Here is a 14859-nt window from a genome sequence, read left to right as displayed (position 1 = left end):
TTTTATGTAACAGTTTTTACGTGATTAGTATAACACAGACGAGCATCTTTGCAAGGGTTTTCTTGTTTTTTATTTAACAAAAGATGGCGTTTTTATTCACTTATATCAACAAACGCTAATATACCAAGCTTTAGCAATTGTGAACACTTTCATATTTTTTTATCTTAATATTTATAATTTTTTAATAATCAGAAAAAAGAAGGTAGTTCTGTATTAAAACAGATCTACCTTCTTTCAAAAAAACTATAACAGTTAATCGGTAATGGCTACTTCAGGTGGCTCAATAACTTTGATCACTTCGCCGCCTTTTTTCTCGTCAACTGCAAATGAGCCATTAGACGTTCGATCGCCAATCGGATAATCCGTTGGGTCAATCATTAGCTCTTGACCTTTTTGATTGATGATCATTATTTCTTTGGCGTTTCCTTCAGACATATGAATAACTCGATGTGGGTTTTTCTTTAGTTCACGTAGAACCGTAACACCACGTTTTGCTCGAGAGGTTTGACTAATTTCTTGCGCAAGCATCCGTTTTACCGCACCACGTTGAGTGACGATGATGATTGGCGTATCTCCTTCTGTCAAAACGAGTAACCCGTTAACGACAGTATCTTCGTCTTTGAGGTTGATTGAACGAACGCCAGCAGCTTTTGCTCCTACCACAGGTACTTCTTCTAATGGATATCGTAACCCCATCCCTTGGTAGGTGACTAAAAAGAGATCTAAATCCGTTTGACCTTCTACCAAGTAAGACGCAACTAATTCATCATCGTCACTTTTGAGTTTCATGCCACTTAACGGACGACTCTTATAAGTACGCCATGGTTCAAATTCGGTCATTCGAGTTTGTTTCACCCAGCCATTTTTACTGATGAAGACCAATGTTTTTTCTGCTTCGATTTTTTTGTATGGAAAAACAGCTAGAATCGATTCATCAACCGAAAGATTGACAATCGTTTGTGAAATATGTTCTCCAGCATCTTTCCATTTTAAATCTGGCAATTCATGGACAGGACGATAAATGACATTTGCCTTATTGGTGATCAACAACACATGATCCAAGGTATTTAGTTCACCAGAATACAAGAGATAGTCCCCTTCTCTCATGCCGATTTCCTCTGGTTTAGAAGCACTATATGAACGTAGACTAGTCCGTTTCACATAACCTTCCTTCGTTACGCTGACAATCACATCTTCTTGTGCTACTAACACTTTTGTATCAATTTTGATTTCTTCGATTTCGTCTTCAATTGTCGTTAAACGTGCATTAGCATACTTTTTCTTGACCTCACGAAGTTCTTTCTTCATGACTGAGAATAATTCTTTATCATTAGATAGAATTTTGTTCAATTCAGTGATTTGTGCTATTAAGCTTTCTGATTCTTTACGTAATTCCGTAATATCCGTATTTGTTAGACGATATAGTTGCAACGTCACGATTGCTTCAGCTTGTTCTTCCGTAAACTGAAAAACTTCGACTAAATTTTGCTTCGCGTTTTTCTTATCTTTACTTTCTCGAATCGTGGCAATGACTTCATCCAAGATCGACAAAGCTTTCATTAAACCTTCTACGATATGCTGGCGCTTTTGTGCTTTTTCTAAATCAAATTGACTTCGTTTCGTGATCACTTGTTTTCGATGATCAATATAACTACTTAAAATATCTTTTAACCCCACTTGATGCGGTGTCATGTGATCAATAGCTACCATATTGAAGTTGTAATTGATTTGTAGTTCAGTATTTTTAAACAGGTAATTGAGGATACCTTGTGCGTTAGCATCTTTTTTCAATTCAACCACGATCTGTAATCCAGTGCGGTCACTTTCATCTCTAACTTCTGCAATGCCATCGATCTTTTTATTTAAACGGATTTCATCCATTTTCTTCACTAATGTGGCTTTATTTACTTCATAAGGGATCTCGGAAATCACGATTTGTTGCTTGTTCCCTTTAATCGCTTCAATTTTAGTCTTTGATCGTAGAATGACTTTTCCACGTCCAGTTTCATAAGCTTTTTTGATTTCTGCTTTTCCTTGCAAGATTCCCCCAGTAGGAAAATCAGGACCAGGGATATAATCCATTAGTTTCTCTAAACTCGCTTGGGGATGATCAATGAGGTAAATCGTACCATCAATGACTTCTGCTAAGTTATGGGTAGGGATCTCCGTAGCATAACCAGCGGAAATTCCCGTTGAACCATTGACTAATAGGTTTGGATATCTCGCTGGCAACACAGTTGGTTCTTTTTCAGTATCATCAAAGTTCCATACAAGATCAACCGTATTTTTTTCAATATCTGCCAACATTTCACCACTTAATTGGGAGAGCCGTGCTTCTGTATAACGCATAGCAGCTGGTGGGTCACCATCCATACTACCGTTATTTCCGTGCATCTCTATAAGTACTTCTCTTAGCTTCCAATCCTGACTCATCCGAACCATGGCTTCATAAATACTACTGTCCCCATGAGGATGATAATTCCCCATGATATTTCCGACAGATTTGGCAGATTTACGGAATCCTTTATCAAAAGTATTGCCATCTTTATTCATCGCAAATAAAATTCGTCTTTGAACGGGTTTCAATCCATCTCGGATGTCTGGCAATGCTCTTTCTTGAATAATATATTTTGAGTAACGTCCAAAGCGGTCACCCATCACTTCTTCTAGGGTTAGTTCTTGGACTTCTTGACGTTCTTCCATTAGGTGACCTCCTATTCTTCTACTAATTCAGATTGTTTCTCTTCATCGAACAATTCATTGGACGTAGCTGTATTTTCAATATCTTCTTTTTTATCTAAGATACTACCATCTTCTTCTAACGTGAATTGCACATGATTTTCGATCCATTTTCGGCGAGGTTCAACTTTGTCCCCCATTAATGTCGTCACGCGACGTTCCGCTTGAGCAGCATCATCTATCCTCACGCGAATCAACGTTCGAGAGGCTGGGTCCATGGTAGTTTCCCACAATTGTTCTGCATTCATTTCTCCAAGTCCTTTATAGCGTTGCAACATATAGCCTTTACCAATTTTTTTGATGGTCGCTGCTAATTCATCATCTGTCCAAGCATATTCGACCACTTGTTTTTTTCCTTGACCTTTAGAAACCTTATAAAGCGGTGGTAATGCGATATACACTTTTCCTGCTTCAATCAATGGTTTCATGTAACGATAAAAGAACGTCAGTAATAGCACTTGAATATGTGCACCATCGGTATCCGCATCGGTCATGATAATAATTTTGTCATAATTGCAATCTTCAATTGAAAACTCAGGTCCAACACCTGAACCGATCGTATAGATCATCGTATTGATTTCTTCGTTTTTCAAGATATCTTGCATTTTTGCTTTTTCAGTGTTGATCACTTTCCCACGAAGAGGCAAGATGGCTTGGAATTTACGGTCTCTTCCTTGTTTTGCTGAACCGCCAGCAGAGTCTCCCTCCACGAGGTATAATTCATTCTTTTTCGGATTTCGTGATTGAGCAGGTGTCAGTTTTCCTGAGAGTAATGATTCACCTTTTTTACGTTTTTTCCCATTACGGCTTTCTTCTCGAGCTTTTCGGGCAGCTTCACGAGCTTCTCGGGCTTTGATTGCTTTTCGCACCAGCATTTGGCTCATTTCACTGTTTTCCTGTAAATAAAAGCCCATTTGTTCTCCAATGACATTATCTACTGCCGTACGGGCAATTGGTGTACCCAATTTTTCTTTTGTTTGCCCTTCAAATTGTAAGAGATTCTCAGGTACTCGAATGGAGAGAACAGCTGCTAAACCTTCTCTAAAATCACTACCTTCGAGATTCTTATCTCGTTCCTTCAGTAAGCCCACTTTTCGAGCATATTCATTATAGGCTTTTGTCATTGCTGACTTCATACCGACTTCATGGGTGCCTCCATCTTTCGTTCGGACATTATTCACAAATGACAACACGTTTTCTGAATATCCATCATTATATTGGTAAGCAACTTCGACTTCGATACCGTCTTTTTCACCAGAAAAATAAACAACTGGTGTCAATGTATCTTTTTCTTCGTTTAGGTAGTCAACAAATTCTTTGATCCCTTCTTCGTAGTGAAAAACTTCCTTAATTGGTTCTTCACCACGCAGATCAGAAAGTGTGATTTTTACTCCTCTTAAAAGAAAAGCTGATTCTCGCAAACGTTCAGATAAAATATCATAAGAAAATTTAGTAGTGGAAAAGATCGTGTCATCTGGTAAGAAATGAACTGTCGTTCCATTGGATTTCTTGGTTTTCCCGATTTTTTTCAGTGTACCATCAGGCTTACCACCATTGCTGAATTTTTGTTGGTATTCAATCCCATCACGGACGATTGTAACAACCAACCATTTTGATAAAGCATTGACCACACTTGCTCCGACACCGTGTAGTCCCCCTGAGGTCTTGTATCCTCCTTGACCGAACTTTCCGCCGGCATGTAGTACAGTAAAAATCACTTCAACTGTGGGGATACCAGAAGCATGCATCCCAACTGGCATACCACGACCGCTATCTGTCACAGTGATACTATTGTCTTCATGAATGGTTACATCAATTTCATTTCCATATCCAGATAAAGCTTCATCAACCGCATTGTCAACGATCTCATAGACTAAATGATGTAAGCCCCGGCTATCCGTTGACCCGATATACATTCCTGGTCGTTTTCTAACTGCCTCTAATCCTTCAAGAACCTGGATCGATGCATCATTATATTCGTTCTTTACTTTTTTTGCCAAGGCAAACGCTCCTTCAATAATACTTTACGGTTAAAACCGCATCACGATAATCATACTAGAAATACGCATGAAAAAAAAGAGGTTAGGAAAGAATTAAAACTTAATTACTAACTAACCTTTGAGAATACTATCTTTTTTATCCTATTGTTCGCTTTTGTCTTGCCGATTAAATATTTCACGTTATTTAAAATGCAAACATTTAGTTATCTTTTTCGTTCATATTGTTCCACTCGATTTTTATACAACGATCCATGACGATGTCTTTGCGATTTGCTGATTGAAGCTTGTTTGCTGCTTCTTCATTTGCGATACCTAATTGCGCCCAAAATACTTTTGCTTGAGTCTGTAAAAAGTCAGCAGCTACCTCTGGCAAAAATTCACTACGCCGAAAAATATCCACGATATCGATCGGTTCTTGGATTTCCTGTAGCGACGCATAGACCTTTTCGCCTAAAATGATCTCTCCTGCTAATAATGGGTTCACCGGAATGATACGATATCCCCGTTCTTGCAGAAATCGAGCAATTTGGTAACTTGTTCGTTCTTCCTTATTACTCAAACCAACAATTGCAATCGTTTTTGCTGTTTTTAAATAATCGAAGATTTTTTCTTGTGTTGGATTTTCAAATGACATAAATAATACTCCCTTTCGTTCACTCTTTCAAGTATTTCCAATTGTTCACGTACTTTATTCATGATAAAATAAATATTAGTTTCAAATTGAAAGAGGTAGAACAATGAAATTAATTTTATTATTGGTACTTGCCTATCTTCTAGGCTCGATTCCTTCGGGGGTTTGGATAGGTAAATTATTTTTCAAAAAAGACATCCGCCAACATGGTAGCGGAAATACTGGCACCACCAATACTTTTAGAGTTTTAGGAAAAACAGCAGGTACAATTGTGTTGTTCATGGATATCTTGAAAGGAACCTTGGCAACTTGCTTACCAGTTATTTTCCACGTTACAACCATTAATCCCCTATGGTTTGGTGTTTGTGCGATCTTAGGTCATACATTCCCTATTTTCGCTGGCTTCAAAGGAGGCAAAGCAGTTGCAACAAGTGCTGGAATGTTACTTGGATTCAATCCTCTATTTTTTATCTATTCCAGTATCATCTTCGTTGTTACGCTCTTTTGTACTAGTATGGTAAGTTTAACAAGTATGATCAGTGCAACTTTGATCACTTTATCAACGATTATCCTTCCTTACATCGCACCTGGTATCTTACCTAAGCAAAACTGGCTATTGACGATCATTGCATTTTTGGTTTCTGCCTTTATTTTCTATCGCCATAAAGAGAATATCCTACGAATCAAAAACCATACAGAAAGTCGTATCCCATTCGGATTGAATAGTAGTAAGAAAAAAAATTGACCTGAGAGAAAAACAGTTGACTAATCAGCCAACTGTTTTTTTAGCTTTTAAATGATTGATTCGTTAAGAAGCGAAAAGAAACGATTAGCAAAATAAAGGGAACATGAATCATTATACCTGATTTCCTCTGATTAATTGAAATCAAACAACTTTAGGATAACCACTATTTTACCGTAATCGAATATTTTGTTTGAAAAATTTCATGTGCGCCTAGTTGATTGATTCCAGCTTTTTCCATCAATTCTCCCGAGCTGTTTACTGTATCTGCGATACCACACCAAGGTTCGATACAAACAAAAGGCGCTTCTTTTGGATAAGGTGACCAAATCCCAACATATGGCATATCTTTATAACTCAATGTCACACTGTGGCTAGATTTTTCACTACGGATGGCATAAGCGTTCAATCCTTTCGTTTCAAATACTAGTGCATCATTTTCAAAAAGATCGTGTACTAATGCAAGGTTGGTATTTGTTTGTCCAAGTGTTTTTTGTTCCATATCGATATATGGCCCACTTAAAGGTAAACGCAAACGTGATTTTTTAGGTGAAAACGCAAGATAAAAATCATCAAAAGTCAATCCTTCTTCCAGAGGAACATTAAAGGCTGGGTGACCCCCAATCGAAAAGAACATTTCTTCTTCTCCAGTATTAGCCACTTGATAATGAACGGTGATCCCATCTCCACCTAATTCATAAGAAATCACTAATTCAAAATCAAAAGGATAATTTTTTTTGGTCTCGGGTGTGCTTCTTAACAAAAAGCTGGCTAATTCTTGACCATGTTCGATTACTTCAAAATCCATATCTCTCGCAAAGCCATGTTGCCCCATTGAATAAGTCTTTCCTTGGTACGTGTATTGGTCATCCTTTAATCTTCCAACAAATGGAAATAAAACGGGCGCATGTCTTCCCCAATACGCTGGATCAGCTTGCCAAATATACTCAAGATTATTATCCTTTGATTTTAAACTGACCAATTCTGCTCCATGTTCAGCAATTTCAGCAATCAATTGATCATTTTGAATGATTACAGTCATTATAATTCCTCCACCGTTAAATCTTAGGACCTGAGATAGCTAGTCTCAGGTCCTAAGCTATTCTTATTTTTTCCAACAAGAAGTATCCGAATCATCCTTGGCATTACTCGTGTGTTTCAGCGAAAAGAAAACCTAAAGGAGACTCTTTTTGTTTACTTCGTTCCTACTGAATAGATTCATCTAATCAATCGGTCATAGATTTTTAGTAACTGTGTTTTGTTAATTCTTCTTTGAATCTGGAATTTAGAACTTTTAAATACGTCCCTTTCATCCCAAGGGAGCGTGATTCAATGATCCCAGCTGACTCTAATTTACGTAATGCATTGACGATCACTGAGCGAGTGATCCCAATTTTATCCGCAATATTGGATGCTGTTAAACGTCCTTCATCGCCTTCTAAGGCATCGAAAATCGCTTGAACTGCCTTCAATTCGCTGTAAGACAAAGTATTGATCGCCATTTGGACAGCTGTTGCACTTCTGACATCCGCTTCAATACTACGTGATTTTTGATAAAGGATCTGCATACCGACTACCGTCGCACCATATTCAGCTAACACTAGGTCTTCATCGGTAAAGGCTTGTTCCATCCTTGATAAAATAATGGTTCCTAACCGCTCGCCAGCACCAAAAATAGGGACTACTGTCGTCAAACCAAATGGGTATTTTTCTCTTGCTTCAAAAGGAAAAGCAGTCATTTCACTACTGATCGGAATATTGGCTTCCGTTTTGTTCAATTGATCAACTGTGTCAGTATAAGAATCGGGAAATTGCTTTTCAACAAACATCATTTTTATCCGTTCATTGTTGACATCATGACGTTCATCATAGCCTAATAAGACTCCTTCACTGCTGATGATATAGACGTTACTATTTAAAATAGCACCTAATGTCACAGCCATTTTATCATAAGGTAAATCAGCTCGCAGATCGAAAGTATTTTTTTGTTGTAATAATTTGTTGATATTGCGGGTTTTTGTTAATAAATCCGTCATTTTCTTCCTCCGATTTTATAAAATAAAACGACTTAAATCTTCATTTGCTACAATCGAACCTAATTTTTCTTCTACATATGCTTCCGTAATCGTGATTTCTCCCATTTGCATGTCAGGTGCTTCAAACAATAAGTCTTCTAACAATTTTTCTAAGATCGTGTGCAAACGTCTAGCTCCGATATTATCCGTATCGCGATTTACATCATAAGCGATTTGAGCGATTTTCTCAATTGCTTCTTTCGTAAAGACTACTGAAACATTTTCTGTGCCAATCAATGCTACGTATTGTTTGATTAGTGCATTGTTTGGTTCAGTCAAGATCTTAATAAAGTCATCTGCAGTTAAATCATCTAATTCTACACGTATTGGAAACCGTCCTTGCAATTCTGGAATCAAATCACTTGGTTTTGATAAATGGAAGGCACCAGAAGCAATAAATAAGACGTGATCCGTTTGGATAACTCCATACTTCGTGTTCACTTGTGAACCTTCAACGATTGGCAGGATATCTCTTTGGACGCCTTCACGTGATACTTCACCAGATTGTTGTGATTTTGAAGTGATTTTATCGATTTCATCAATAAAAATGATCCCGCTTGATTGTGCTAATTGAATGGCTTCACTATGGATGTCAGCATCTTTGACTAGTTTACTTGATTCTTCTTTGATCAACAGTTCAAGTGCATCTTTTACTGCTAACGTGCGCTCAACCTTTTTCTTCGGTGTTAGCGCCCCTAATGTTTCATTTAAATCAATGCCCATCTGTTCCAAACCATTGTTCATCATCGGAGCTGGTTTCTTTTGTTCTTCTATTTCGATTGTTACTTGACGGTTATCAAGTAAACCTTTTTGTAATTGTTCTAGAACCGTTTTCCGATTGACACGGATTTCTTCAGTCACTTCTTCTTGCGGTTCTGCTGTATTTTGTTGCGCAACATTGAACATGTTCATCATTTGTTCAAATTGATTTCCTGTTTGTTTTTGTTCTTTTTTAATTCCAGGAACCAGCACTTTTACTAATCGTTTTTCTGCTCTTTTCTTAGCTTCAGTATATACACGGCTATATTGTTCTTTTTCAACGATCTGGATCGCATTTTCTACTAGATCACGAACCATCGACTCCACATCTCGACCAACATAACCTACTTCTGTAAATTTCGTTGCTTCTACTTTCACGAAAGGAGCGTTGACGATTTTTGCCAATCGGCGAGCGATCTCTGTCTTCCCTACCCCTGTTGGTCCGATCATCAGCATATTTTTAGGTGTGATATCTTGTTGCATTTTTTCATCTAATTGTAAACGGCGATAGCGATTGCGCAAAGCGACCGCAACTGATTTTTTAGCTGCTTGTTGTCCAATGATATATTGATCTAATTCATTAACGATTTGTCTTGGTGTTTGTTTTAATTCATACATTCTTCTTCACCTCTATAATTCTTCCACAATAATATTATGATTTGTAAAGATACAAATGTCTGCTGCAATATTCAATGCATTTTCTGCGATTTCTTTGGCACTCATGTCGTTTTGTGCGTAGTTCTTCATTGCTCGAGCAGCAGCTAATGCAAAATTCCCTCCTGAACCAATGGCCAAAATTCCATCATCTGGTGCAATCACTTCCCCAGTACCTGAAACTAATAACATTTCTTTTTCATTCATTACGATCAACATTGCTTCTAGTTTTTGCATGGACTGTTGTGTCCGCCATTCTTGCGCTAATTCCACTGCAGCTCGCTGTAAATTACCATTGTATTCATTTAATTTGCCTTCAAATTTTTCTTCCAATGTAAATGCGTCTGCGACACTTCCAGCAAATCCTACGATGACTTCATCATTATAGATTCGACGGACTTTTCTTGCGCTTCCTTTCATCACCACGGATTCGCCCATTGTAACTTGACCGTCACCTGCCATTGCAAATTTTCCATCTTTTTCAACGGCACAAATCGTCGTTGAATGAAATTGTGATTCTACCATAGTTATTTCCTCCCAATTAAGATTACTGATCCTTTTCTATTACGCTCTTGGATGAAACGAGCGATAATTTTTTTGTAAACTTTCTTTTGTCACGTGAGCATAGATCTGTGTAGTAGATAGATTAGCATGACCCAACAGCTCTTGAACTGTCCGCATATCTGCACCATTATTCAGCAAGTGTGTAGCAAAGGTATGCCGCAGCATATGTGGATGGATCGAACTATCTAAACTACTCTTTTTAATCACTTGATTCAATACATACTCGATCCCTGTTGGCGTAATTGGTTCACCATGATGGTTCACAAAAACATAGTCATGACTCTTGTGGTATTTATCCATCAGCACCTTTCGCCCTTTTTCAAAATACTCTTGTAAGGCATCTTGTGCGAATGAACCAAGTGGTGCATACCGTTCTTTATTCCCTTTACCATGAATCAACATGACTTCGGAGTCGAAATCGATTTCTGCTAGTTTCAAATTACTGCACTCGCTTAATCGAATCCCCGAACCGTAAAGAACTTCTAATAGCGCTTGGTTCCTCAAATCTAAAGGTTTTTCTCCTTTGACACTGTCAAATAATACTTGCATTTCATTCTCATAAAAAAAGCGAGGTAGTTTCAAATTTTTCTTTTTTAGGTGGACATAAGAAAAAGGATTTTCTTTGATCACTTCTTCTTTTAAAAGGTATTGATAAAAAGAGCGCAGACTTGCAATCTTACGACTGATCGAATTTCTGCTATATCTTTCATCAGTTAGGTAACTTAAATACACTCGAACATCTAAGTGATTGATTTTTAATAAATCATCCTCTCCTGATTCTGTAAGAAATCTTTCAAAATTAGTGAGGTCTTCCTCGTATGCTTCTCGTGTTTTTTCAGAGTAACCACGTTCCACGATTAAATAACGTAAAAACTTATCTTTCCACGTTTGTTCTAGCATTTTATCACCTTCCTTTTAATCCCAGAGATAAATTTAGCATAGCAAAATTAAAAAAACAAATAAATTGTCAGAATTTAATCAATATTTCTAAGTTTGTTCACAATTGAAACAATTAATTTGACAAATTTCTTAGATTACAACCTTTTTTTTAATCTGATATTTACTCATTTTTTACCAAAAGAAAAAATTTTTTTTGGAACACTGCAAATAAAAGATGTGTTGTATATTTATTTTATGCCTAGTAAAGAGCCCGGAACACCTTTGTCCCGGGCTCACTTCATGTTACTGAGCTGTTACTTCATCAATTAATTCTTTTTTTATTTGTTCATTTGCCTGAAGTGCTCTTTGAGCAATCGCTTCATAACGTGTTTTTTTGTCACGAATGCGCTCTGGTAATTCAGGGAACAAACCATAATTCGCATTCATTGGTTGGAAATGTTTTCCTTCAGCATGTGTAATATAATACGCCATACTCCCAATCGCTGTTTCTCGTGGAAACTCAATCGGCTCACTTTCTTTAGCTAAACGAGCAGCATTGATCCCTGCAAGCAAACCACTAGCTGCACTTTCAACATAACCTTCCACACCAGTCATTTGTCCTGCAAAGAACAAGTCTTCACGCTTCGTTGATTGATAAGTTGGTTTCAATAATTCTGGTGAATTCATAAAACTGTTGCGGTGCATTACGCCATAACGGACAAATTCTGCGTTTTCTAAACCTGGGATCATACGGAAAACCCGTTTTTGTTCTCCCCATTTTAAGTGCGTTTGGAAACCAACGATGTTATACAATGAGGCAGCGGCATTGTCCTGACGTAACTGGATCACCGCATAAGGGCGTTTACCGGTTTTTGGATCTTCTAATCCAACTGGTTTCATTGGACCAAACAGCATTGTTTTAAAGCCACGCTGAGCCATCACTTCGATCGGCATACAGCCTTCAAAGTATTTTTCTTTTTCAAATGATTTAAGTTCGGCTACTTCAGCTGTTGTTAAAGCTTCGTGGAATGCTTTAAACTCTTCTTCAGTCATTGGACAGTTTAGATAAGCTGCTTCCCCTTTATCATAGCGTGATTTTAAATAGACTTTATCCATATCGATCGTTGCTTTGTCTACGATCGGTGCTGCTGCATCATAAAAATAGAATCCGTCAGAACCATTGAATGCTTTAATACTTTCAGCTAACGGGTGAGAGGTTAAGGGACCAGTAGCAATGATCGTGATCCCTTCTGGAATTTCAGTGATTTCTTCATTGATGACTGTTACTAGCGGGTGTTCTTTGACTTTACGTGTGATCGTCTCAGAAAAAGAATCCCGATCCACTGCTAAGGCACCGCCAGCTGGAACAGCTGTTTCATCAGCTGAAGTGATCACGACTGAATTTAACCGTCGCATTTCTTCTTTTAATAAACCTACTGCATTTGCTAAACTATTCCCTCTCAAGGAGTTGGAACAGACTAACTCTGCAAAATTACTTGTATGGTGTGCTTCTGTTGATTTCACTGGGCGCATCTCGTATAAACGAACAGGAACACCTGCTTGAGCGACTTGCCAAGCTGCTTCACTTCCAGCTAATCCTGCACCTATTACATTAACAGTTTTCAAATAAAGACCTCTTCTCATTTTATTTTTGAATGTCTTCTTCATAGTCGCCATTGATACATACGACTTGTTTTCCGCCTTTGACTTTCTTTTCAACTAAATACTGGTCACATTTCGGACAATTTCGACCTACTGGTTTGTCCCAAGAAGTAAAGTCACAGTCTGGAAAACGTGAACACCCGTAAAAGATTCGGTTTTTCTTAGACTTGCGTTCAATCACCTGACCCTCATGACAAACTGGACAAGTCACACCGATCTCTTTAACAATTGGTTTCGTATTTCGACAATCAGGAAAATTACTACATGCATAAAATTTACCATACTTTCCTAATTTTATAACCATCGGATGCCCACAAATATCACAGTCAAATCCAGCCGGTTCATCTTTGATTTGAATTTTTTCGATTTTTTCTTCTGCATTGGTCAATTCTTTTTCAAATGGTTTGTAGAAACGATCCACCACTTCGATCCATGCTTCTTTTCCTTCTTCAATTTTATCCAAATCACCTTCCATTTCAGCGGTAAAATGGATATCGACGATTTGGGGGAAGAAATCACAAATCAAAGAATTGACGATTTCACCCAATTCAGTTGGTTCGAAGCGTTTTTGTGTCAATTTAACATAGTAACGTCGTTGGATCGTATCCAGCGTTGGCGCATAAGTGGAAGGGCGTCCCACACCATTTTCTTCCAAAGCACGGATTAAAGTTGCTTCACTGAATCTTGCTGGCGGTTGCGTAAAATGTTGCTTCGGTTCAATGTCCACTGATTGAACAATGTCCCCTTGTGCTAGTTCTGGTAAGATATTTTCTTTATCTTCTTTCCCATCATCTCTGCCTTCAACATAGACTTGCATGAACCCTTTAAATTTAACTTTAGAGCCATTAGCAATAAAAAGTACGCCATTTTGTTCTAAGGTAACTTTCATGGTATCTAATATCGCTGGTGTCATTTGACTAGCAACAAATCGTGACCAAATAAGGGTGTAGAGTTTTAATTGGTCCTTGTCTAAATATTGTTTGATTTCCTCAGGAGTACGTAGGACACTTGTCGGGCGAACTGCTTCATGGGCGTCTTGCGCACCTTGCGCATTTTTGATTTTACGTTGTGCATGACTAGAAAATTCTTTCCCGTAAGTTTCTTCGATGAAGGTAGCCGCTTCTGCTTTCGCAGTCTCAGCGATCCGTGTTGAATCGGTACGCATATAAGTGATCAAACCTACAGTCCCTTGCTTACCTAAGGAGATTCCTTCATATAATTGTTGTGCAACCATCATCGTTTTCCGTGTTCTAAAGTTCAATTTTCTAGCAGCTTCTTGTTGTAGGCTACTCGTAGTAAATGGGTTTGCTGGATTTCGTTTCCGTTCTTTCTTTTCAACTTTTTGAACGGTGAAATCTGGTCCATCAATACGATCAGTAACTTCTTTTACGGATTGGGCATCAGGCAATTTCTTTTTCTTGCCATCAATTCCCCAAAAGTTTGCTTTAAATTTTTTACGTGCTTTTTTGAAATTACCGTCAATGCTCCAGTATTCTTCTGGAATGAAATCACGGATTTCTTTTTCACGATCAATGATAATTTTTAATGCAATAGACTGTACTCTTCCAGCACTTAATCCTTTTTTGACTTTGCGCCATAGGATTGGACTGATGGAGTAGCCCACCAAGCGGTCTAACGCCCGTCTTGCTTGTTGGGCATCCACTAAATCCACGTCGATCGTTCTTGGTTCCTTGAAGGCTGCTTTTACCGCTTCCTTAGTAATTTCGTTAAAAACCACACGATTTTTTTCTGATAAATCTAAACCTAGTAAATAGGCTAAATGCCAAGCAATTGCTTCCCCTTCTCTATCCGGGTCACTTGCAAGATAAACTTTTTGCGCTTTTTTTGCTGCTGATTTTAAACTTTTGATCACATCGCCTTTTCCGCGAATTGAAATATAATGGGGTTCATAGTTGTTTTCGACATCAATTCCCATTTTACTTTTAGGTAAATCACGTATATGACCGACACTGGCCATTACTTTATAATTACGACCAAGATATTTTTCAATGGTTTTGGCCTTTGCAGGTGATTCCACAATCACTAAATATTTATATGCCATTACTGAATGGACTCCTTTCCATTGACATGTTCCTACTATATTAAGCGGACTCATACAAATCGTAGCTTATCATATCCATTCAGAAAACGTTT

11 protein-coding genes are annotated in these 14859 nt (G+C 37.9%); 1 reads left to right on the top strand and 10 read right to left on the bottom strand.

Features of this window, described 5'->3' with window-relative positions; genetic code table 11:
- Positions 1-252: 252 nt before the first annotated feature.
- The 3 genes from parC to AB3I12_RS04345 form a co-directional block, all read right to left on the bottom strand.
- On the bottom strand, positions 253-2703 hold the full coding sequence (gene parC / locus AB3I12_RS04355) for a DNA topoisomerase IV subunit A (protein WP_010719454.1): 2451 nt from the start codon (positions 2701-2703) through the stop codon (positions 253-255).
- 11 nt (positions 2704-2714) lie between these two features.
- Positions 2715-4739 (bottom strand): DNA topoisomerase IV subunit B, encoded by a 2025-nt coding sequence (gene parE / locus AB3I12_RS04350; protein ID WP_010737383.1) that lies wholly within the window; start codon positions 4737-4739, stop codon positions 2715-2717.
- A gap of 199 nt (positions 4740-4938) precedes the next feature.
- Positions 4939-5373, bottom strand: a complete 435-nt coding sequence (locus AB3I12_RS04345) for a CoA-binding protein (RefSeq protein WP_010719456.1) — start codon at positions 5371-5373, stop codon at positions 4939-4941.
- A gap of 103 nt (positions 5374-5476) precedes the next feature.
- On the opposite strand from AB3I12_RS04345, the gene plsY reads away from it, so the two are divergent.
- Positions 5477-6115: a glycerol-3-phosphate 1-O-acyltransferase PlsY gene (gene plsY, locus AB3I12_RS04340; protein WP_010719457.1), complete on the top strand. Its 639-nt coding sequence runs from the start codon at positions 5477-5479 to the stop codon at positions 6113-6115.
- Between the two features lie 163 nt (positions 6116-6278).
- On the opposite strand, the gene AB3I12_RS04335 is transcribed toward plsY, so the two are convergent.
- The 7 genes from AB3I12_RS04335 to topA form a co-directional block, all read right to left on the bottom strand.
- Positions 6279-7154, bottom strand: coding sequence for an aldose 1-epimerase family protein (locus AB3I12_RS04335; protein ID WP_034700304.1), 876 nt, complete (start codon positions 7152-7154; stop codon positions 6279-6281).
- A gap of 202 nt (positions 7155-7356) precedes the next feature.
- Positions 7357-8148 (bottom strand): GTP-sensing pleiotropic transcriptional regulator CodY, encoded by a 792-nt coding sequence (gene codY, locus AB3I12_RS04330; RefSeq protein WP_063626942.1) that lies wholly within the window; start codon positions 8146-8148, stop codon positions 7357-7359.
- Between the two features lie 15 nt (positions 8149-8163).
- On the bottom strand, positions 8164-9564 hold the full coding sequence (gene hslU / locus AB3I12_RS04325) for an ATP-dependent protease ATPase subunit HslU (protein WP_063626940.1): 1401 nt from the start codon (positions 9562-9564) through the stop codon (positions 8164-8166).
- A 12-nt stretch (positions 9565-9576) separates the two neighbouring features.
- A complete protein-coding gene (gene hslV / locus AB3I12_RS04320; protein WP_010719461.1) occupies positions 9577-10125 on the bottom strand; it encodes an ATP-dependent protease subunit HslV in 549 nt (182 codons plus the stop codon).
- Between the two features lie 39 nt (positions 10126-10164).
- On the bottom strand, positions 10165-11064 hold the full coding sequence (xerC, locus tag AB3I12_RS04315) for a tyrosine recombinase XerC (RefSeq protein WP_010737380.1): 900 nt from the start codon (positions 11062-11064) through the stop codon (positions 10165-10167).
- 282 nt (positions 11065-11346) lie between these two features.
- A complete protein-coding gene (trmFO, locus tag AB3I12_RS04310; RefSeq protein WP_051092533.1) occupies positions 11347-12720 on the bottom strand; it encodes an FADH(2)-oxidizing methylenetetrahydrofolate--tRNA-(uracil(54)-C(5))-methyltransferase TrmFO in 1374 nt (457 codons plus the stop codon).
- Complete coding sequence (topA, locus tag AB3I12_RS04305; protein WP_063626939.1) at positions 12689-14767, bottom strand: type I DNA topoisomerase; 2079 nt, start codon at positions 14765-14767, stop codon at positions 12689-12691. The genes trmFO and topA overlap by 32 nt, the downstream gene beginning before the upstream one ends.
- Between the last annotated feature and the right edge of the window lie 92 nt (positions 14768-14859).

This window comes from Enterococcus sp. C65 (genome assembly GCF_040887165.1).
GTDB classification, from domain to species: domain Bacteria; phylum Bacillota; class Bacilli; order Lactobacillales; family Enterococcaceae; genus Enterococcus_B; species Enterococcus_B hirae.
The sequence above is the reverse complement of the archived record's forward strand: the minus strand, read 5'-3'. Positions and strand labels throughout refer to the sequence as shown.

Coding starts and splice junctions, on each gene's coding strand:
- parC (WP_010719454.1), bottom strand. CDS start 2,703: ATGGAAGAACGTCAAGAAGTCCAAGAACTAACCCTAGAAGAAGTGATG.
- AB3I12_RS04345 (WP_010719456.1), bottom strand. CDS start 5,373: ATGTCATTTGAAAATCCAACACAAGAAAAAATCTTCGATTATTTAAAA.
- plsY (WP_010719457.1), top strand. CDS start 5,477: ATGAAATTAATTTTATTATTGGTACTTGCCTATCTTCTAGGCTCGATT.
- AB3I12_RS04335 (WP_034700304.1), bottom strand. CDS start 7,154: ATGACTGTAATCATTCAAAATGATCAATTGATTGCTGAAATTGCTGAA.
- codY (WP_063626942.1), bottom strand. CDS start 8,148: ATGACGGATTTATTAACAAAAACCCGCAATATCAACAAATTATTACAA.
- hslU (WP_063626940.1), bottom strand. CDS start 9,564: ATGTATGAATTAAAACAAACACCAAGACAAATCGTTAATGAATTAGAT.
- hslV (WP_010719461.1), bottom strand. CDS start 10,125: ATGGTAGAATCACAATTTCATTCAACGACGATTTGTGCCGTTGAAAAA.
- xerC (WP_010737380.1), bottom strand. CDS start 11,064: ATGCTAGAACAAACGTGGAAAGATAAGTTTTTACGTTATTTAATCGTG.
- trmFO (WP_051092533.1), bottom strand. CDS start 12,720: ATGGCGACTATGAAGAAGACATTCAAAAATAAAATGAGAAGAGGTCTT.
- topA (WP_063626939.1), bottom strand. CDS start 14,767: ATGGCATATAAATATTTAGTGATTGTGGAATCACCTGCAAAGGCCAAA.